This window comes from Rhizobium tumorigenes, from assembly GCF_003240565.2.
GTDB lineage: Bacteria > Pseudomonadota > Alphaproteobacteria > Rhizobiales > Rhizobiaceae > Rhizobium > Rhizobium tumorigenes.
The window spans coordinates 295,124-315,444 of record NZ_CP117258.1 but is presented as its reverse complement, the minus strand read 5'-3'; the positions used below and the strand labels follow the sequence as shown (position 1 = coordinate 315,444).

Genomic DNA, 20,321 nt, shown 5'->3' with positions numbered 1-20,321 from the left:
TCGCGACTTGGTTTGTAATCACTCCCCCCGCGCAAATCTGTCTGGCGCGCATTTTTACTTGTCGGCAGGCTCATTATTAGTCTGCTACATTTATGGGGGTTGATACGTGAATATAGTAAAACCGCTTCTGGGCTTTGGGTCCGTGCTCTTTGCAATATCCCTTGCCCACGCTGCCGATGCAGCTCACGCAGCAATTGCTGCAGAGCCAGAACAGCTTGAATATGTTCGTCTCTGCGACGCCTATGGTGCGGGCTATTTCTTCATTCCGGGCACTGAAACCTGCCTCAAGATCAGCGGCACAGTGCGGACCGAGGGAAAGTGGCACAATCCGTATAACCCGGGAACGGGCGGCGACTACGGAACGCTTTGGCACTCGCGCGCTCAGATCGCGATCGATACCGCATCGGATACCGAATACGGCCCGCTGAAGACCGACAGCATCTACCGCTTCGACTGGCAGGAAGGCGTGACAACCAATAAACTGGTTTGGGCCAATATCAGTCTGGCTGGCTTTACCATCGGCAAGATAGATTCGGCTTACAACCTCTACATGGGTTACGCCGGCAACGTCATGAACGACGATATCGTCTATGACGGACCGCCCGAAATCAACCAGATCACCTACAACTACGATGCCGGAAACGGCATCACGGCTGTCGTTTCGCTGGAAGATACGAACTCTGGCGCGGACCTGTCCGCGTACAACGGCGCCTGGGTCCAGTCCAAGACCAACGAATATATTCCGAACGCCGTTGCCGGTGTCGGTTACAAATCCGGTGCCTGGCAGATCCGCTTTGTTGGTGGTTACGATGCCATTGTCGAAGAGGGGGCCGTCAAAGCGCGCGTCGATGCGGACTTCGGCATCTTTAAAGCGTTTCTGATGGGCGGTTGGAATACGGATGGTAGCAAACTGAACAAATATGCCGGCTCGAACCTCGATCCATCGGCATGCCCGGCTGGCCATGCCGATCTTTGCGGCTGGGGCGACTGGGCATTGTGGACCGGCGTCACTCTGCCGATCGACGAAAAACTGCAGGCGAATGGCCAGATCGCCGTTACCGACTCGAAAATCCTTCAGGTGACAACCAATGTCCGGTGGAACCCGGTCAAGGACCTGCTGGTCGAGCCGGAAGTTACCTATACCAAGTTCGACTCTGTCAATCAGCAGCAATGGGCTGGCATCTTGCGCCTGCAGCGCAGCTTCTAGTACGACCATACTCGCGCTGAGACAAAAAGGAGAAGCCTGGCATTGGCCCAGGCTTCTCCAACATGCTTCGAGAGTAGGTCTGCGACTTTCTGATCCTGCCCAACAGCGCTCGCTGAGCGGCTTATGGCTTTCATACGATTGCCGAGATGGAACGGTAAAACTGCTTTTAGCGCGCAGAGATGTTCCTTGATGGTTCACCTGATCGGAGATGCAAAATGAAATCAAATGAAGTTGCGAACTGCTGGGAGGCCAATGCAGAAGCCTGGACCCGGCTGAGCCGAGCTGGTTATGATGTCTACCGCGACGTTCTCAATACGCCGGCTTTCCTGCAGATGCTTCCTCCGGTGGCCAATCTGAGAGGGCTGGACCTGGGATGCGGCGAAGGGACAAACACGCGTGCGGTCGCACGGCTCGGCGCGCACCTGACCGGGCTCGATATTGCACCAACTTTCATCCGACATGCCCGCGAGGCGGAAGAGCAGGATCCCATCGGGATCGACTACGTGCTGGGTGATGGCCTGACGATAGGCTTTCCGGACGCAAGCTTCGACTTTGTCGTCGCCTTCATGTCGATGATGGATATGGCAGATCAGCGAGCGGTCTTCTCCGAGGTGCAAAGGGTATTGAAGCCGGGTGGATTCTTCCAGTTCTCGATTCTGCACCCGTGCTTCGTACCGCCAGCCCGGAAGAATATCCGCAACGAAGCAGGCGAACCCATCGCCGTGCAGGTCGCGGACTATTTTGAAGAGCCGGACCGCCAGATCGAGCGATGGATCTTCTCAGCGATTCCCGCCGAACAGCGAGTGATGGAGAGACCATTCGAGATACCGAGATTTCATCGAACGCTGACCACCTGGGTATCCATGATCGTCGAAGCCGGGTTACAAATTGAGGCCTTCGGCGAACCTCGTGCAACCGAGCAAGTCGCCAAATCTCATTCATCCGTCGCGGACACCCGCATTGCCCCAATCTTTCTCCACATCAGAGCACGAAAGCCGTAAGCTCGTCGTTGACCGCTCCTGGGACGAAAGCATCAGCACGCCGGATCGGCCTACGGTTTCGCGATGAACACTCTTGCATGGCGGTGACGCGGCAGGGGCCGTTCGCTACAAATCCTGCGATCTTGGTTGTTCGAGCTTCGTCCAGCGGCATTTTGAGGCAAGGCGGTTGATCGGGCGTTCCACCAGCAGGTAACAGACCTCTGCGATGGCGAGGGCAGCGACGATTGAAACGATGGCGTTCAGATGGCCCAGCCGGTCGAACTTGAGGACGGCGGCGAGCACGATGCCGTGGGTGAGATAGAGTGAATACGACGCATCGCCGAGTTTCTCCAGGGGCGAAAGCAGGCGCGTGGGCCAGCGCCCGCAATCCTCGAGCGCAATGCAGCTGGCAAGCAGCAGTCCGGCGGGCAGTCCCCAGACGACAACGCGGTAGGGCGTCATGTCGATGTCGGCAAAGGCTGTTGCCGTCAGCAGGACGACGCTGCCGGCGAGGCCCATCAGTGCGACGCCCGCAGGGATGGGTTTGCGTAACTGTGAAATGCCGAGACCGAGGACAAACTCCAGCAGCATCGGCGTGGTCCACTGGATCATAGCGGGCGCCTGCCAGTCGTAAAGGCTGAGGGCGACCAGTGCGCAGAGCAGCAGCGAGGCGACGATAATCGGGCGGGTCGTGAAAAGTGCTGCCGCAAAGACGGCATAAAACAGCATCTCGAGGTTCAGCGTCCAACCCGGCACGAACAGCGGCCAGATGTGACCGCCTGGGTCGAAATGCGGAATGAACAGCATCGACAGGATGATCCGCCGGGCATCGAACGAGAAGTTTGACAGCAGGCCAAGGACCGATGCGCCGCAGACAGCAAAGGTGACGAGCCAGTAGAGCGGGGCTATCCTCAGCAATCTTCTGGCCAAGAAAACACGCGGCGTCTCGCGCGTCCCGACGGTGCCCATGATGAAGCCCGAGATCAGAAAGAAAATGTCGATGCCGGCTCCACCAGCATCAAAAGCGCCGTCGCTCAGATGATAGAAAAGGACAAGAAGGGCAGCAATTGCCCTCAGGCTCTGTACGGAACGCAATTTTTTCAAAATGATATCCAGGTACGGTTGCTCTCAAAAACGACCGATAGCCCCGTGACGTGACCACATTGTGCTCGACATCACTCTGACAACCAGACGATGGTGCGATGCAGCATGTCGTTGTCAACGGAAGGTGTGGATGGGAAGTTTCAGGTCGAACGGATTAGCAAGTAAAGCAGATAATGGTGGGCGATGACGGACTCGAACCGCCGACATCCTCGGTGTAAACGAGGCGCTCTACCAACTGAGCTAATCGCCCGTCGCATTCGCCGGGGAATTTTCCGGCTGCGTTCGGTGGCCGCTTTCTAGTCTTTGCGAAAAAAATCTGCAAGAGCGAATGTGCATAATTCTCGGGTTTTTTTAGGCCATGAGGGCGGCCGGTCGCAACTGTAGTCGCCTGTCGTGGCGACCGTTTATCGCCACTCACCGGGTCAAAAGGACAGGTCCCCGATCCGGGGATCCTGTGGTTATGGCGGGTCCGGTTTACCGGAAGAGATCCTGTACCAGCATGGAAGTTTCCGGCACCAGCGTGACGATCATCAGCGTCACCCAGAGTGCCAGCATGAATGGCCAGATCGACTTTACCACCTTGCTGACCGGCACTTCGCCGATGGCGCAGCCGAGGTAGAATGCCGCGCCAACCGGTGGTGTGTTGAGGCCGATGGTCGAGTTCAAAAGCACGATGATGCCGAACTGGACGGGATCCATGCCGTAATGGGTGACGATCGGCAGGAAGATCGGCGTGCACACGAGGATATGGGCTGCCATGTCGAGAAAGATGCCGAAGACGAACAGCGCGATGTTAACGAGGATGAAGATCACCCAGGGCTGCGTGCTGACGTGGCTGAGCGCATCGCCGGCCATGTCGGCAACGCCGTAGATGCTCATGAGGTAGCCGAACATGGTCGAAATGCCGATCAGCAGCAGTACCACGCCCGTGGTTTTCGTCGCCTTGGCCACCGCCTTCAGGAAGCTCTCGTAGGACAACGTGCGATAGACGAACACCGTCAACAAAAGGGCATAGAGTACGGCGACGGCGCCAGCTTCTGCGGCGGTAAAGACGCCCGAAAGGATGCCGCCGACGATGATGACGATGATGAAGAGGCCGGGCACGGCTGCCGCAAGGCTTCGCCAGACTTCGGTCCAGCCGGGGAAGGCGCCCTTGGGATATCCGCGCGACCGCGCCACGAAATAGGCAGTCATCAGGTTGGCGATGGTGAGGATCAGGGCGGGAACAGCGCCGGCCATGATCAGCGAATTCATCGAGACGAGGCCGCCGGCAGCCAGCGAATAGATGATCATGTTGTGGCTTGTCGGCATGAGGGCGCCGACGAGAGAAGAATAGGTGGTGACGTTGACCGCATAATCGGCATCGATGCCTTCGCGCTTCATCAGCGGAATGAGTGCCGAGCCCATGGCGGAGACGTCGGCGACCGGCGATCCGGAAACACCCCCGAACATCGTGCAGGCAACGACATTGGTCATGCCGAGGCCGCCCCTGACATGGCCGACCATCGCCTTCGAGGCGCGGATGATGCGGTCGGCAATGCCGCCATACATCATCAACTCACCGGTAAAGATGAAGAAAGGGATCGTCAGGAAGGAGAATGTCCCCATGCCCGACGCCATGCGCTGGAAGACGACGGCCAGTGGCAGACCTTCGTAGAGCACGGTGGCAATTGAGGAGAGGCCGATGGCAAAGACCACGGGCATGCCGAGTATCAGGCCTACGACGAAGGTCGCGCAGAGAATGATCAATGCCATGAGGGGATTACCTTGATTTTCAGGATGGCGGCGATGATGCGTTCGACGGCGAATAGGGCGATCAGCAGGCCGCCTGCGGCCAGCGGCACATAGCTCCAAGCCTGCGAAATCGGCAGGCCGGCATTGATGTAAGGTGCCATTTCCACCGCAAGCTCGGCGCCGCTGTAGGCCATCGACAGGCCGAATACGATCATGCCGAGATAGACGATGATCTCTGCAGCCATCCGAAATGGCTCGGGCGCCAGATTGAGCAGCGAATCCATGCCGATATGCCGCCCGTCGCGCACGCCGACGGCCGCCGCAAAGCAGGTGACGTAGAGAATGACGACCAGCGCGAAGATCTCCGTCCAGGCCGGCGAGTCGTTCAGCACGTAGCGACCGAAGATCTGGTAGAGGACGGCCGCGACGATCAGCAACGTACCGAGCACCGCGAATTTCAGGCAGATCCGCGAAAGCCAGGCGTTAAAGGCGAAGAAGCGGCCAAGTGGGCCGGTCGTATTGACGGTCGTCCGGATCGTCTCGGAACGCACGGGGTCGATGGGCGGTGCATGCGGATGCGCAGCCATGGGCGGTCTCCTCGGATGATGATCGTCAGGCGGAATGGATAGGCGTCACCGCCACGCAGTGGTCAGGCCGGCGCGCTGTCACGCGCCGGCAGAGACGCTACTTCGTCGCTTTGATGGCGATGATCATGTCCTTCAGGGCAGGATCGGTGACGAACTGATCGTAGATCGGCTTCATCGCAGCTTCGAACGGTGTCTTGTCGATGGTGATGACTTCTACGCCGGATGCCTTGACCTTCTCTTCGGACGTCGTTTCCATGGCGTCCCAGAGCTGGCGCATATAGGTGACCGACTGCTTGGCGAGCTGGCGGACCTGCGTCTGTTCGGCCGGTGTGAAGCTGTCATAGACGCGCTTCGACATCAGCAGGACATCCGGGGACATCGAGTGTTCGGTGAGCGAGTAATACTTTGCCAGCTCATAGTGGTGGAAGTTGTAGTAGCTCGGCCAGTTGTTTTCGGCACCGTCGATCAGGCCCGTCTTCAGGCCGGTGTAGACTTCACCCGTCGGCATCGGCGTTGCATTGGCGCCGAGCGCCTTCATCATCGCCACCCAGACATCCGATTGCTGGACGCGGATCTTCATGCCCTTCAGGTCTTCCATCTTGCGCACCGGCTTGGTGGTGTAGAAGGAGCGCGAGCCGGAATCGTAGAAGGCGAGGCCGACCAGTCCGTGGGCATCGCAATCGGCGAGGATCTTGTCGCCGATCGGTCCATCGAGCACAGTGCGCATCTGTGCCTTGTCATGGAACATGAAGGGCAGCACCGGCACCATCATCGCCGGGCAAATGGTGTTCAGCGTTCCGGCATTGACGCGGATGAAGTCCAGCGCGCCGAGCTTGACCTGCTCGATCGTGTCCTTCTCGCTGCCGAGCTGCGAGTTCGGGAACACCTTGATGGTGTATTTTCCGTCCGATGCCTTGCTGAGCGCGTCACTCATGAACTGCACGGCCTTGACGGTCGGGTAGTCCGGTGCCTGGACGTCGGCCGAGCGGAACTGGCGCGCCTGTGCCGGCGCGAACGTGCCAAGTGCCAGCAGGCCGGCAAAGGCAACAGTGATGATCTTGCTGTGGTTCATTGTTTCTCTCTCTCCCAATACGAAACAAAATGGCCGTCCGCTTTTGCTCTGTCGGAGAGCGAGGCGCCGGTTAGGCGTAGAAATCGATGTTCACGGGGTCGGGACGTTCAAACTCTACTCGACGTCCCCGCTGTCCTCCCACGCCGATGCCGAAACCTCCTCGTTCCGGCAAAAGCTCAAGCCACCGTGCCTTTGGCAGGTGGAAATCCATAAAGCTTCTCCGGATTGCCGACCAATGCCAGCTTTCGGGCATGGTCATCTGCAAGCCATCCGAGCACGGTATCCGCCAGCGCAGCATCGTCCGGATATTGCTCCTGGCAGCGCGCCAGGTTGTGCGGCCAGTTGGTGCCCCAGACGATCCGCTCCGGCGCGTGCGTTGAGATTGCCCGGGCGACCGCCGCGATATCGGCAAAGTCAGGACCGCCGGATTTCGACGATTCATAGCAGCCTGCAAACTTGAACCAGCACCGGCCGCCATCGATGAGCCGCTTCAGCGCTGCGACCTCTGGGCCGTCAGGCTCAACACCCGCAAAAAACTTGCCGTGATGATCGAGAACCCACCGCGATTTCAGCCTTGCGAGTCGTGGTTCATGGGTGAGGATGTCGCTACCGTCGAACTGGATCGCCAGCATCCAGTCCCGGGAATTTGCCCTCGCGTCGATGTCCTCGAGTGCTTCCAGTCCGACCGCGCCGCCGGGAAGATCCATGATCCGGGCACCGACGACGCCGGCCCCAGCGAGAGCGTCAAGTTCGGCGTCCGTCGAGTCCGCATCGATGACGGCAACGCCGCGAGCGCTGCCGCCCATTTCGGCCAGGCAAGCAATCAGGTTGCCATTGTCGCGCTGATGGGAATTGCCCTGGGTGATCACCACGCGCTCGATGCCGAGCCACGACATAAGCTGACGATATTGCGATGGTGTCGGCAGGTCGCCGGTGGGCAGCGGCGGTCCGCCGGGAAGCGCAGGGAAGCCGGGGAGGTACATATGCGTCTGGCTGTCGATGGCACCGACGGGAAGGGCGAGGCGCGGCCTGAGGCCGGCGACGGGACGGACAAGCATGTCAGTCGTCTCCCATGCGGAACTCGGCGAGCGCCGCCCGGTCGATCTCGATGCCGAGCCCCGGACCATCAGGGATCGCTACAACGCCGTTCTGGTGTTCTATGGGGTTCGTGATGACAGCCTGGCGGAAGGGATTGTCGGTGCGGTCGAATTCGAGGATCGGCTCGATGGGATTGACCCGGACCGGGTTGGGGATCATCGACGCCATGAACTGCAGCGCTGCGGCGATATGGACCGCGGTACCCCAGACATGCGGCACGACGCGCACACCGTGCAGCGCCGCCATGTCGGCGATGCGGCGCGCTTCGGTAAAGCCTCCGACGCCGCACAGGTCCGGCTGGATGATGTCGATTGCGCGGCTCTCGATCGGCTCCTGCATGCCCCAGCGCGTATGCCAGGTCTCGCCTCCCGCCACCGGGATCGGCTGGCCTGCGCGCACCGCGCGATAGGCGCCCAACTGTTCCGGAACGACGGGCTCCTCGAACCAGTCGATACCGTATTCGGCGGCGCGCTTGCCCAGCGACACCGCCTCGATGACGTCGTAGCCGTGGTTGGCATCGATCATCAGCCGCGTGTCTGGCCCGATGGCCTCGCGCACAGCACGGATGACGCGCAGGTCTTCCTCGACATTGAACCCGATCTTTATCTTGACCGCGTGGAACCCTGCCCTGGCATGCGTTCCCATCTCGTTCGCATTGTCCTCGATCCGGTCGACACCATCGCGCTTGAAACTGCCGGTGGCATAGGCACGGACGCTCTCGCGGAAACGGCCGCCCAGAAGCGTCGAGATCGGCACGCCGAAATGCTTGCCCTTGATGTCCCAGAGCGCAATGTCGATGCCGGACAGCGCGGTGATGGAAAGTCCGCGTTGGCCCTGATCGCGCAGCGCGTTGTAGAGGACCGCCCATATCTTTTCGGTCTCGAGCGGATCAACGCCGATCAGCCGGCTCGCATAGGCAGCGACGACTGCTGCATTCGGTCGCGCCGGGCCGAGGCATTCGCCCCAGCCGATCGTGCCGTCGTCGCACACGATCTCGACGAGCATATGCGCGCGGCGGTCGAAGCGCATCGATGCACTTTCGAAGGGTACTGGCAGATGGTATTCGAGCAGGTGCGTGTGGACGGCGGCGATCTTCATCGGCCTAGCGTTTCCAAGGCGAAATGAGCTTTTCGAGCATCGCCTCTTCTTCTCGCGTCAGGTCATCCAGCGGCGGCCTGACGTTGCCGGCATCGAAACCCTGCAGCCGAACGCCGGCCTTGATGGCAGCGACAGCATAGCCCTTGCGCCGGTTGCGGATCGCCATGAACGGATAGAAGAAATCCTTGAGGATCGTCTCGCAACGGGCGCGATCGCCGGAACGGAGCGCCTGGTAGAAGTCGACGGCGAGATCCGGCACGAAGTTGAAGACGGCCGACGAGTAGGTGGTGAAGCCGGCTCCGAGATAGGCCTCGGCGAAGAGCTCTGCCGTCGGCATGCCGCCGAGATAGGTGAGACGGTCGCCGAGCGTCGCGGTGATCTGGCGAACGTTGCCGATTTCTCCGGTGCCATCCTTGAAGCCGACCAGGTTGGGGCAGGCGTCGCAAAGGCGCTGCAGGGTGTCGACCGACAGCACAGAGTTGTCGCGGTTATAGACCATGACGCCGATATCGACAGATTGGCAGATGCGCTTGATATGGGTGAAAAGCCCTTCCTGCGGCGCATCGATCAGGTAATGTGGCAGCAGCAGGATGCCATCGGCCCCGGCCTTCTGTACGGCCTGCGCCAGTTCGACGCCGACATGGGCGCCAAAGCCGCAACCCGAGACGATAGCGGTCGAGCCGGCCGCTTCCTTGGCGGCCTTGACGATCGTCGGAATTTCATCTGGCGACAGCGAGAAGAACTCGCCAGTGCCGCCAGCTGCAAAAAGCACTGGTGCATCGTAGCTGGAAAGCCATTCGATGTGGCGCTGATAGCTTTCCGGCTGGAATTTTTCGTCCGCACCGAAATGCGTGACGGGAAAGGATAGAAGGCCGGCACCGAGCGCGGTCTTGATTTCTTGTGGTGTCATCGGGTTCCCCTCCAGGCTCCTTCAGCTGCATTCGTCGTATAGGCAACTGGATTTGTTGTCAACAACTCATCATACAGGTTTACGCTGGCCGCGCAACAGTGTGCGGTAGCGGTCCTGGCTACCCCTGAGATGGCGGCGCATGGCGGCCCGGGCAGTTTCCTCGTCACCGGCAGAAATGGCGGCGACGATCTGCTGATGCTCGTCGTCGATGAGCAGGATATAGGCCGACTGGTCGGCTTCGCTTTCTCCGTCACGGATAGCAGCGCGCGGAATGATGCGCGGTCCGATCATCGACAGGAATTCGCGAAACCGGCCGTTATTGGTCGCCTCGGCGATGGCGAGATGCAGCGCGAAGTCGGCCTCGCTGGTCGGGACCCCGGCGTCGAGACAGTCACGCAGCGCGTGGTGCCGCTCGAAGATTGCCTCCTCCTGGGCGGGCGATCGACGCAGGGCGGCAAGGCCCGCCGCCTCGACTTCGACGGCTGCTCTGAGCTCCAGAAGCTCGATAACCGAGGAAACACGGGCGTGATCGAGGCCGCCGAAGGCCTGGACCTGGGCGGGCGGTTCAAGCACGAAAACTCCCGCACCCTGTTGCGCCTCGACCAGACGGTCGGAACGGAGAGCGGCTATCGCTTCGCGCACCACGGTGCGACTGACCCCGTGGGTTTCGGTCAGTTGCGCCTCGCTCGGCAGTTTGCTGCCGGGGGGAAACTGACCGGCGGCAATGGCGCGGCGCAGTGTGTCGCTAAGACGGGCCACCAGGGTTTGCGACTTTGCTTCGGTTTGTGACTTAGGCTGTAGGGCCACGTCGGCGGTTCCTTCGCTCTGCAAGACTTGTATCGTTGAATGCCTATATCATATCGGCGGCATAAGCCATGACGAAGCTGCATCGTTGACGTGAATCCGCCAACATGTATGATGAGTTCGAATTGATCGGGAGGAGTTTGATATGAAGAGATTGCTGGTGACCGGCGCTGCAGGCGGTTTGGGCCGCGCGATGCGCGAACGTCTGGCGTCGATGGCGGATATCATCCGGCTGTCCGATATCGTCGACCTCGGTGAGGCTGCAGCGCACGAGGAACTGGTGAGCTGCGACCTCGGCGACGCTGAAGCCGTCCATCGGCTCGTGGAGGGTTGCGATGGTATCCTGCATCTTGGCGGCATATCCGTCGAAGACAAGTTTTCCAAGATCCTCAATGCCAACCTGCTCGGCCTCTACAATCTCTACGAGGCGGCCCGTGCGAATGGAAAACCGCGCATTCTGTTTGCGAGCTCGAACCACACCGTCGGTTTCTACAGGCAGGACCAGCACCTCGACACTGCCGCACCGATGCGCCCCGACGGGCTCTATGGCGTGTCGAAATGTTTCGGCGAGGCGCTGGCGCACATGTATTTCGACAAGTTCCAGCAGGAGACTGCCATCGTGCGGATCGGCAGCTGCATGGAAAAGCCATCCAATCACCGGATGCTGTCGACCTGGATGTCCTACGACGATTTTGCCAGCCTGATCGGCTGCGTCTTCCGCGCGCCGATGCTGGGATGCCCGATCATATGGGGCGTGTCGGACAATGACAGCCGCTGGTGGGACAATTCCGCCGCGTCTTTCCTGGGTTGGCATCCGAAGGACAATGCCGAGCGCTTTCGCGCCGAGGTTGACGCGACGGTTGCCTGCCCCGATCCCCAATCGCCAATAGCCGTCTACCAGGGCGGGCGGTTCACGCAGGATCCGATCTTCGTCGAGGATTGACGCCGTCCCGCCCGTCCGACGGGCCCGGCTGCCTTAGCCGGTTGTCTCCAATTAATATAGCTGCAGTCGCGCCTTCAGCTCGCGGCTGAAACGGCACGTATGCCGCATTTTTTACGGCACATTTCTGCCCGGCCCCGCAGGCGGCAAAACTCTCCAGATCTTTATAGCTTTTTTATATGGGCCGCCGCGATCACGTCTCGAACGTTTATGCGGATCGGGTGCATACCATCGTTGCGGGAAGCACGTGCTTTCTCGCCGGCAAGAGCCCTTTGGCTCCCTGTTTCTCGACATTCTGAAAGGACATGCGCGCAATGGATATCGCCATGCTTGGCATCGTCATCATCTTTTTCGGGCTTTGTTTTGCCTACACCAAAGCCTGCGACCGTCTCTGAAAAGGAACAACAACCATGCTGTTCGACTACATTTTGAGCGGTGCGGTGACCGTCTTCCTAACGGTTTATCTCACCTACGCCCTCATTCGCCCAGAGCGCTTCTGATCCGCCCGGCGCCGGGACCTGAAAGATAACCCCATGACCCTCAACGGATGGCTTCAGATCCTGCTTTTTTGCGGGATCGTCATAGTGCTCGTCAAACCGCTCGGCGGCTACATGACCCGCGTGTTTGCGGGCGAGCGCACTTACCTCTCGATCGCGTTTGGCCCTGTCGAGCGCGGACTTTACCGCCTTGCAGGCACCAGCGAGCGCGAAGAACAGCACTGGACGTCCTACGCGTTCTCCTTGCTGATGTTCAACCTCTTGGGCGTCGCCGTGCTTTATGCACTGCAGCGCCTGCAGGCTGTTCTGCCCTACAACCCCGCCGGCATGGCAGCCGTGCCGACGGATTTGTCGTTCAACACCGCCGTGAGCTTTGTCACCAACACCAATTGGCAGAACTACGGCGGCGAAAGCATCATGTCGTACCTGACGCAGATGGCGGGCTTCACAGTCCAGAACTTCCTGTCGGCAGCGACCGGCATGGCCATCGCGATGGGCCTCATCCGGGGCTTTTCACGGGCCTCCGGCAAGGCAATCGGCAATTTCTGGGTCGATATGACCCGCGCCACATTCTACATCCTGCTGCCGATCTGCATCGTCATGACGCTGGTCTTCGTCTATCTCGGCGTGCCGCAGACGCTGGGCGCCTATGTCACGGCAACGACGCTTGAAGGCGCACAGCAGACGATCGCTGTCGGCCCGGTGGCCTCGCAGCTGGCGATCAAGATGCTCGGCACCAACGGTGGCGGCTTCTTCAATGCCAACTCCGCCCATCCCTTCGAAAACCCGGATGCGATTTCCAATCTCATCCAGATGGTGTCGATCTTTGCTATCGGTGCTGCCTTGACCAATGTCTTCGGCCGGATGGTCGGCAATCAGCGGCAGGGCTGGGCGATCCTTGCAACGATGGGCATCCTGTTTGTCGTCGGTGTCGGTGTCACCTACTGGGCCGAGGCTGCCGGCAATCCGCTGATGCATGCCTTCGGTCTTCAGGGCGGCAACATGGAGGGCAAGGAAGTCCGCTTCGGCGTCGTGCTTTCGTCGCTCTTCGCCGTCATCACCACGGCGGCCTCCTGCGGCGCGGTCAACGCCATGCATGGCAGCTTCACGGCGCTCGGCGGCCTCATTCCGCTGATCAACATGCAGCTCGGCGAAGTCATCGTCGGCGGTGTCGGCGCAGGCTTCTACGGCATCGTGCTCTTCGTGATCATCGCCATCTTCGTTGCCGGCCTGATGGTTGGCCGCACGCCGGAATATCTCGGCAAGAAGATCGAGGCCAAGGAAATGAAGATGGCTATCCTTGCCATTCTCTGCCTGCCGACCGCGATGCTGATCTTCACGGCGATTGCCTCCGTGCTTCCGAGCGCCGTTGCCTCGATCGGCACGGCCGGGCCCCACGGCTTCTCGGAGATCCTCTATGCATACACCTCGACCGCTGCCAACAACGGCTCTGCATTCGGCGGCCTCTCCGGCAATACGCCCTGGTACAACATCACGCTTGGCATCTCGATGCTGATGGGTCGTTTCCTGGTGATCATCCCGGCTCTGGCCATTGCCGGATCGCTGGTCACCAAGAAGCGGGTACCGTCGTCCGCCGGGACGTTCCCGACCGATGGTCCGCTGTTTGTCGGCCTGCTCGTCGGCACGATCGTCATCGTCGGCGGCTTGACCTTCTTCCCGGCGCTGGCGCTCGGACCGGTGGTCGAGCACCTGATGATGATCGCCGGGCAGACATTCTGAGGTCCGCCAGATGATCCTGCGACACATGCTTCGCAAACGTACACGCCCTCGCGCCGGTTCGCCGGCACGAGGGCCGGCGGCAGCGACCCGCGCCTCGGACGTCATCCTGATGATGATGGCCATCCTGCTGGTCGTGCTTGCCGCTTTCAAAATCCTTCACGGCTGACCGGCCCATCCGATCACGCTTCCTCTTTCGCTGGAGTCTCTCAATGAGCCAGGCAAAATCTGCGAGTATCCTCGATAGTCGCATTCTCATACCCGCCATCGGCGGTGCATTCGCAAAGCTCAACCCGCGTACGCTTTCCAAGAACCCGGTCATGTTCGTCGTTGCGACAGTTTCCCTGCTGACGACGGTGCTGTTCATCCGTGATCTCGCCACCGGCGGAAGCAACCTCGGCTTCTCGCTGCAGGTCAATATCTGGCTCTGGTTCACTGTGCTGTTTGCCAATTTCGCCGAAGCTGTTGCCGAAGGGCGCGGCAAGGCGCAGGCGGCCTCGCTGCGCAAGTCGCGGACGGAAACCCAGGCCAAGCTGCTGCAGTCCGGAAGCCGCGATGCCTTCATCATGGTGTCTGGCACGAGCCTCAAGGTCGGCGATGTCGTGCTGGTCGAGGCCGGTGACATCATCCCATCGGACGGCGAAGTGATCGAAGGCGTTGCCTCCGTCAACGAGGCGGCAATCACCGGCGAATCAGCTCCTGTCATCCGCGAGTCCGGCGGTGACCGTTCGGCTGTGACCGGCGGCACGCAGGTGCTCTCCGACCAGATTCGTGTCCGCATCACCGCTGCTGCCGGCTCGACGTTCATCGACCGCATGATCGCCTTGGTGGAAGGCGCCGAGCGGCAGAAGACGCCGAACGAGATCGCCCTCAACATCCTGCTCGCCGGGATGACGCTGATCTTCGTTCTCGCCACCGCCACCATCCCGAGCTTTGCCTCCTACGCCGGCGGCTCGATTCCGATCATCATCCTGGTCGCGCTGTTCGTCACGCTCATCCCGACCACCATCGGCGCGCTGCTGTCGGCCATCGGCATCGCAGGCATGGATCGTCTCGTCCGCTTCAACGTGCTCGCCATGTCCGGCCGCGCGGTCGAAGCGGCCGGCGACGTCGATACGCTGCTGCTCGACAAGACCGGCACGATCACGCTCGGCAACCGCCAGGCAACATCATTCCGGCCTGTCCGGGGTGTCACCGAGCAGGACCTTGCCGACGCGGCGCAGCTGGCTTCGCTTGCCGACGAAACGCCGGAAGGCCGCTCGATCGTCGTGCTCGCCAAGGAAAAATACGCGATCCGCGGCCGCGACATGACCGCGCTTTCGGCAACCTTCGTGCCCTTCACGGCGCAGACCCGCATGAGCGGCGTCGATGTCGATGGATCATCGATCCGCAAGGGTGCGGTCGACTCCGTGCTTGCCTATGTCACGGGCGCCGGTTCGTCTTCCGGCAGTGCCGATCATGACGTCGTTCGCGAGTTGCAGGCGATTGCCGACGAGATCGCAAAATCGGGTGCGACACCGCTGGCCGTAGCCCGCGACGGGCGCCTGCTCGGCGTCATCCAGCTCAAGGACATCGTCAAGGGCGGCATCCGCGAACGCTTCGCCGAACTGCGCCGCATGGGCATCCGCACCGTGATGATCACCGGCGACAATCCCATGACCGCAGCGGCCATCGCTGCCGAAGCCGGTGTCGATGACTTCCTCGCCCAGGCAACGCCGGAAATGAAGCTGGCGCTGATGCGCGAGGAACAGGCCAAGGGCAAGCTCGTCGCCATGTGCGGCGATGGCACCAACGACGCCCCGGCGCTGGCCCAGGCCGATGTCGGCGTGGCCATGAATACCGGCACGGTCGCGGCCCGAGAAGCGGGCAACATGGTCGACCTCGACAGCGATCCGACCAAGTTGATCGAGATCGTCGAGATCGGCAAGCAGTTGCTGATGACCCGCGGCGCGCTCACCACCTTCTCGATCGCCAATGATATCGCCAAGTATTTCGCGATCATCCCGGCCATGTTCATCGCCTTCTACCCCCAGCTGAAGGCGCTCAACATCATGGGGCTGGCCTCGACGCAGAGCGCTATCCTATCGGCGATCATCTTCAATGCGCTGATCATCATTGCCCTGATCCCGCTGTCGCTGAAGGGTGTCAAATACCGCCCTATCGGTGCCGGCGCGCTGCTCAGCCGCAATCTGCTGATCTACGGTCTCGGCGGCGTTATCGTGCCTTTCATCGGCATCAAGGCAATCGACATGATCGTCACGGCGCTCGGCCTTGCATAACCGGCGTCGCCACCGCCGCATTCTCGCTTTCACCCCAACCAGGGAGTACTCATAAATGCTGAACCAGCTCCGCCCCGCCATCGTGATGATCGTCGTGACCACGGCTCTCACCGGCCTTGTCTATCCGCTCGCAATGACCGGCGCTGCCAAGGCGCTGTTTCCGACGCAGGCGGCCGGCAGTCTTGTCGTCAAGGACGGCAAGGTCATCGGCTCCAGCCTGATCGGACAGGCTTTCGCCAGCGACCGCTATTTCCACGGGCGCCCCTCTGCGGCCGGTGATGGCTATAATGCTTCAAGCTCCGGTGGCTCCAACCTCGGCCCGACCTCGAAAAAATTGATCGACCGTGTCAAGGCCGATTATGACGCCGCCAAGGCTACCAATCCGAATGCAGAGGTGCCCGCCGATCTCGTGACCGCTTCCGGCAGCGGCCTCGATCCGGCCATTTCGCCGGAGGCTGCCTACTTTCAGGTGCCCCGGATTGCCAAGGCTCGCAACTTGGACGAAGCCAAGGTAAAGACGTTGGTTGATACGATCGTCCAGGGCCGCGAACTCGGCATTCTGGGCGAGGCCACGGTCAACGTTCTGGCTCTCAACCAGGCACTTGACGCCATGGCGACCTAACAGGCCTTGGCCAGCCCCGGGCTAGGGCCAATTGCGAAAGAATGACTTCATGTCTGCAGGCGACCGCGATCAATTGCTGAGACCTTCACCCGACGCCCTGTTGGAGAAGGCCCGGGCTGAGACACGCGGCCGCCTGAAGATTTTTCTGGGTGCTGCTCCGGGGGTCGGCAAGACCTACGAGATGCTTGTCTCCGGTCGGGCCAAGATCGCCGACGGCTTCGACGTCGTCATCGGCGTCGTCGAGACCCACGGGCGCAAGGAAACGCAGGCGCTGCTTTCCGGCTTCGAGATCGTCCCGCGCGTCAAGCTGCCCTACAAGGGCCAGCTGCTCGAGGAGATGGACCTTGATGCTATCCTCGCCCGGCGACCGGACTGGGTGCTGGTCGACGAGCTGGCTCACACCAACGCCGAGGGCAGCCGCCACCCGAAACGCTACCTCGATGTCAAGGAGCTGCTCGACCGCGGGATCAACGTCTATACGACCTTGAACATCCAACATGTAGAAAGCCTCAACGACGTCGTATCGCAGATCACCCGCATCCGGGTTCGCGAGACCGTCCCGGACTCGATCATCGACATGGCCGACGACGTCGAGATCATCGACCTGACGCCGGACGATCTCATCAAGCGCCTGCACGACGGCAAGGTCTATGTCGCCAAAACGGCGGAGCGGGCGCTGACGAACTATTTTACGCCGGGCAACCTCACGGCCCTGCGCGAACTCGCCCTGCGCCGCACCGCCCAGCGCGTCGACGACCAGCTTTTGACGCATATGCAGGCCAATGCGATTGCCGGGCCCTGGGCTGCCGGCGAGCGTATTCTCGTCTCCGTCGATGAAGATCCGCGCTCGGCATCGCTGGTGCGCTACGGGGCGCGGATGGCATCGCGCCTGCGGGCGCGGTGGTCTGCGGTCTATGTGGAGACGAACCGCTCGATCAATCTCTCGGAGACGGAGCGTGACACGATCGCGGCCACCCTGAGGCTTGCCGAACAGCTAGGCGGCGAGGCAATCACCATTCCGGGGCGGGACGTCGCCGAGGAACTGCTGCAGCACGCCGCCAGCCAGAACGTCACCCATATCGTCACCAGCGCACCGCGCAAGCGGCGCTGGCGGGACTCCTTCATGGGGTCGGCCTCGGACGCGCTGATCCGGCGCGCCGGCGATATCAGCGTCCATGTCATTTCCGGCAACGACAAGGATGCGCCGGTGGCAGCACGCGGTGTCGCGAGCGCCGCCGCAGTGCCGACGTTCGACCTCAAGGCATATCTCCTTGCCACCGGTTATGTCGTCATCGCGCTGATGGTCGGCGCACTCCTCGACCAGTTCCTCGATGTCCGCAACCTGGCGCTTGTCTTCCTGATGGCGGTGCTGACCTCTGCTGTCATGCACGGGCTGCGGCCGGCGCTCTATTCGTCGGTGCTCGGTTCGCTGGCCTTCAACTTCTTTTTCCTGCCGCCGCGCTACACCTTCACGATCAGCGATCCCGAAAGCGTGCTGGCGCTATTCTTCTTCTTCGGCGTGGCGATCATCGCCAGCAACCTGACCGCAACAGTGCAACGGCAAGCCGCTGCCGCCCGCCATCGTGCCAGGACCACGGAAGACCTTTACCTCTTTTCGAAGAAGCTCGCCGGCACCGGCACGCTGGATGACGTGCTCTGGGCAACGGCCTTCCAGCTGGCCTCCATGCTCAAGGTTCGCGTCGTGCTGCTGTTGCCGGAAGACGGCACGATTGCCGTCAAGGCGGGCTATCCGCCGGACGACACGCTGGACGACGCCGACATTGCGGCCGCGCGCTGGGCCTGGGATCACAACCACGCCGCCGGTCGCGGCGCCGATACGCTGCCCGGCGCCAAGCGCCTCTATGTGCCGTTGCGCACCGGCCGCTCGGCCGTCGGCGTGATCGGCCTCGACAGCGATCGGCGTGACGGCCCGTTGCTAACGCCGGAGCAGCAGCGCCTGCTGGACGCGCTGGCGGATCAGGCCGCACTCGCCATCGAGCGCATCCAGCTCGTCGGCGACGTGGACCGCGCCAAGCTTGCCGTCGAGGCGGACCGTTTGCGGTCGGCATTGCTGACCTCCATTTCCCATGATCTGAAGACGCCGCTGGCGGCCATCCTCGGTGCTGCCGGGACGTTACGCGACTATCTGGATTCGATGACTGCCGAGGACCGCGCCGACCTGCTGTCGACCATCGTCGACGAATCCGAACGGCTGAACCGCTTCATTGCCAACCTTCTCGACATGACACGCATCGGGTCCGGCGCGATGGAGCCGAACAGTGCGCTGTACTTCATCGAGGATATCGCCGGCAGTGCCCTCCGGCGCAGCGCGAAAATTCTCGTCCATCACCAGACGCAGGTGCAGATCGCCGCAGACCTGCCAATGGTGCGCGTCGATCCGGTGCTTCTCGAGCAGGTGTTCTTCAACCTCCTCGACAACGCCGCGAAATATGCGCCGGAGGGGACGACCATCAGTATTCGCAGCTGGGCCAACCCCTACAACGTCTTCGTCGAGGTAGCCGACGAGGGACCGGGCATTCCGGGCGATGACCTCGAACGCGTGTTCGATACGTTCTACCGCGTCCGCAAGGGAGATCAGGTGCGCGCCGGGACAGGCCTCGGATTGTCGATCTGCCGCGGCTTCGTGGAGGCGATGGGTGGCACCGTCACGGCAGCAAACCGCATGGACCGAGCTGGAGCCGCCTTCACCATCCGCCTGCCGCGCGCAATCGACACTCCCCCAATGGAAGATCTCAGATGACAGGCGCAGCGATCAAGATCCTCATCGTCGACGACGAACCACCGATCCGTCGGCTCCTGCGCGTCGGGCTGACGGCGCAGGGATACGATGTTATCGAGGCTGCCGATGCTCTCTCGGCGGCTCGGCTTGTCAAGAACGAGCCACCTGACCTCATCATCCTCGACCTCGGGCTGCCGGACAAACCCGGTCACGAACTGCTGCAGCAATGGCGCGACGAGGGAGTGATCATCCCTGTCGTCATTCTCTCCAGCCGGACGGACGAGGGCGGCATCGTCCAGGCGCTGGAAATCGGCGCCGACGACTATGTGACCAAGCCCTTCGGCGTCAACGAACTTGCCGCCCGCATACGCGTCGCTTTGAGGCACCGGCTGCAGCAACAGGGTGAGAAGGCCATTTTCCAGACCGGAGGACTATCCGTCGATCTCGTCAAGCGGATCGTCCGAGTGGACAGTGTCGAGGTCAAGCTGTCGCCAAAGGAGTACGACATCCTCCGCGTCATGGCGCAACATGCCGGCAAGGTGCTGACGCACCAGTTCGTCCTGAAACAGGTCTGGGGACCCGCCGCCGACGTGCAGTATCTGCGCGTCTACGTCCGCCAACTCAGGCAGAAGATCGAGGCATCACCCGACCAGCCGGTCTATATCACCACGGAAACGGGCGTCGGCTATCGGCTGCGGGCGCCCGACTGAAGCAGGGTTTAGCTTCAGGCAGGTAGCAACGGATCGGCGCGCACGCGACGAGGGCGGCTATGTATGAAGTAGATCCCCTCTGCATACGAAATATTTATATTGCTCGACGCTAATGTCTTTCACTGGCGCGCCCTGCAGATCTTGAACGACTGCCATGGTGGGCCGATCGTTGAATACATCATGGGGAAATATCTTGGAACGC

General features: G+C 61.3%; 18 protein-coding genes and 1 tRNA gene. 10 read left to right on the top strand and 9 right to left on the bottom strand.

The features are described from left to right. Nucleotides 1-106: 106 nt before the first annotated feature. Together PR017_RS25035 and PR017_RS25030 are read left to right on the top strand one after the other, a co-directional pair. On the top strand, nt 107-1,207 hold the full coding sequence (locus tag PR017_RS25035) for a porin (RefSeq protein ID WP_111221498.1): 1,101 nt from the start codon (nt 107-109) through the stop codon (nt 1,205-1,207). A gap of 215 nt (nt 1,208-1,422) precedes the next feature. Further along, nucleotides 1,423-2,208 carry a class I SAM-dependent methyltransferase gene (locus PR017_RS25030; RefSeq protein WP_111221499.1) on the top strand — a complete coding sequence of 262 codons (786 nt, stop codon included), beginning with the start codon at nt 1,423-1,425 and terminating at the stop codon, nt 2,206-2,208. A gap of 105 nt (nt 2,209-2,313) precedes the next feature. Here PR017_RS25030 and PR017_RS25025 read toward each other — a convergent pair whose 3' ends face one another. From PR017_RS25025 to PR017_RS24985, 9 genes are all read right to left on the bottom strand, one after another. Continuing rightward, the gene (locus PR017_RS25025) at nt 2,314-3,291 is read right to left on the bottom strand and encodes an acyltransferase family protein (RefSeq protein ID WP_161959364.1); all 978 of its coding nucleotides are present in this window, start codon (nt 3,289-3,291) and stop codon (nt 2,314-2,316) included. A 174-nt stretch (nt 3,292-3,465) separates the two neighbouring features. Further along, nucleotides 3,466-3,541: transfer RNA gene (locus PR017_RS25020), tRNA-Val, on the bottom strand. Between the two features lie 224 nt (nt 3,542-3,765). After that, nucleotides 3,766-5,046 carry a TRAP transporter large permease gene (locus tag PR017_RS25015; protein ID WP_111221501.1) on the bottom strand — a complete coding sequence of 427 codons (1,281 nt, stop codon included), beginning with the start codon at nt 5,044-5,046 and terminating at the stop codon, nt 3,766-3,768. Further along, a complete protein-coding gene (locus PR017_RS25010; protein WP_111221502.1) occupies nt 5,037-5,612 on the bottom strand; it encodes a TRAP transporter small permease in 576 nt (191 codons plus the stop codon). The genes PR017_RS25015 and PR017_RS25010 overlap by 10 nt, the downstream gene beginning before the upstream one ends. A 97-nt stretch (nt 5,613-5,709) precedes the next feature. After that, entirely contained in the window at nt 5,710-6,684 is a 975-nt protein-coding gene (locus PR017_RS25005) for a TRAP transporter substrate-binding protein (RefSeq protein WP_111221503.1), read from the bottom strand. Between the two features lie 176 nt (nt 6,685-6,860). Next, complete coding sequence (locus tag PR017_RS25000) at nt 6,861-7,742, bottom strand: amidohydrolase family protein (RefSeq protein ID WP_111221504.1); 882 nt, start codon at nt 7,740-7,742, stop codon at nt 6,861-6,863. Between the two features lies 1 nt (nt 7,743). Continuing rightward, nucleotides 7,744-8,880 (bottom strand): mandelate racemase/muconate lactonizing enzyme family protein, encoded by a 1,137-nt coding sequence (locus PR017_RS24995; RefSeq protein WP_111221505.1) that lies wholly within the window; start codon nt 8,878-8,880, stop codon nt 7,744-7,746. A 4-nt stretch (nt 8,881-8,884) separates the two neighbouring features. Next, complete coding sequence (gene kdgD / locus PR017_RS24990; protein ID WP_111221506.1) at nt 8,885-9,790, bottom strand: 5-dehydro-4-deoxyglucarate dehydratase; 906 nt, start codon at nt 9,788-9,790, stop codon at nt 8,885-8,887. A 69-nt stretch (nt 9,791-9,859) separates the two neighbouring features. Beyond that, nucleotides 9,860-10,597 carry a FadR/GntR family transcriptional regulator gene (locus PR017_RS24985; RefSeq protein ID WP_111221592.1) on the bottom strand — a complete coding sequence of 246 codons (738 nt, stop codon included), beginning with the start codon at nt 10,595-10,597 and terminating at the stop codon, nt 9,860-9,862. Nucleotides 10,598-10,739: 142 nt separating this feature from the next. Here PR017_RS24985 and PR017_RS24980 point away from each other — a divergent pair, with 142 nt between their 5' ends. The 8 genes from PR017_RS24980 (at nt 10,740) to PR017_RS24945 (ending at nt 20,119) form a co-directional block, all read left to right on the top strand. Beyond that, nucleotides 10,740-11,537 (top strand): NAD-dependent epimerase/dehydratase family protein, encoded by a 798-nt coding sequence (locus PR017_RS24980; RefSeq protein ID WP_111221507.1) that lies wholly within the window; start codon nt 10,740-10,742, stop codon nt 11,535-11,537. A 407-nt stretch (nt 11,538-11,944) separates the two neighbouring features. Next, entirely contained in the window at nt 11,945-12,034 is a 90-nt protein-coding gene (kdpF, locus tag PR017_RS24975) for a K(+)-transporting ATPase subunit F (protein ID WP_111221508.1), read from the top strand. A gap of 33 nt (nt 12,035-12,067) precedes the next feature. Further along, nucleotides 12,068-13,771, top strand: coding sequence for a potassium-transporting ATPase subunit KdpA (gene kdpA, locus PR017_RS24970; protein ID WP_111221509.1), 1,704 nt, complete (start codon nt 12,068-12,070; stop codon nt 13,769-13,771). Nucleotides 13,772-13,796: 25 nt separating this feature from the next. After that, nucleotides 13,797-13,937, top strand: a complete 141-nt coding sequence (locus PR017_RS24965) for a hypothetical protein (RefSeq protein WP_162604199.1) — start codon at nt 13,797-13,799, stop codon at nt 13,935-13,937. Between the two features lie 43 nt (nt 13,938-13,980). Next, complete coding sequence (gene kdpB, locus PR017_RS24960; RefSeq protein ID WP_111221510.1) at nt 13,981-16,047, top strand: potassium-transporting ATPase subunit KdpB; 2,067 nt, start codon at nt 13,981-13,983, stop codon at nt 16,045-16,047. 55 nt (nt 16,048-16,102) lie between these two features. Continuing rightward, nucleotides 16,103-16,669: a potassium-transporting ATPase subunit KdpC gene (gene kdpC, locus PR017_RS24955; protein ID WP_111221511.1), complete on the top strand. Its 567-nt coding sequence runs from the start codon at nt 16,103-16,105 to the stop codon at nt 16,667-16,669. Nucleotides 16,670-16,718: 49 nt separating this feature from the next. Beyond that, nucleotides 16,719-19,430 (top strand): sensor histidine kinase, encoded by a 2,712-nt coding sequence (locus PR017_RS24950; RefSeq protein ID WP_111221512.1) that lies wholly within the window; start codon nt 16,719-16,721, stop codon nt 19,428-19,430. After that, nucleotides 19,427-20,119: a response regulator transcription factor gene (locus PR017_RS24945; protein ID WP_111221513.1), complete on the top strand. Its 693-nt coding sequence runs from the start codon at nt 19,427-19,429 to the stop codon at nt 20,117-20,119. Before PR017_RS24950 ends, PR017_RS24945 begins: the two co-directional genes overlap by 4 nt. The last annotated feature ends 202 nt before the right edge of the window (nt 20,120-20,321 follow it).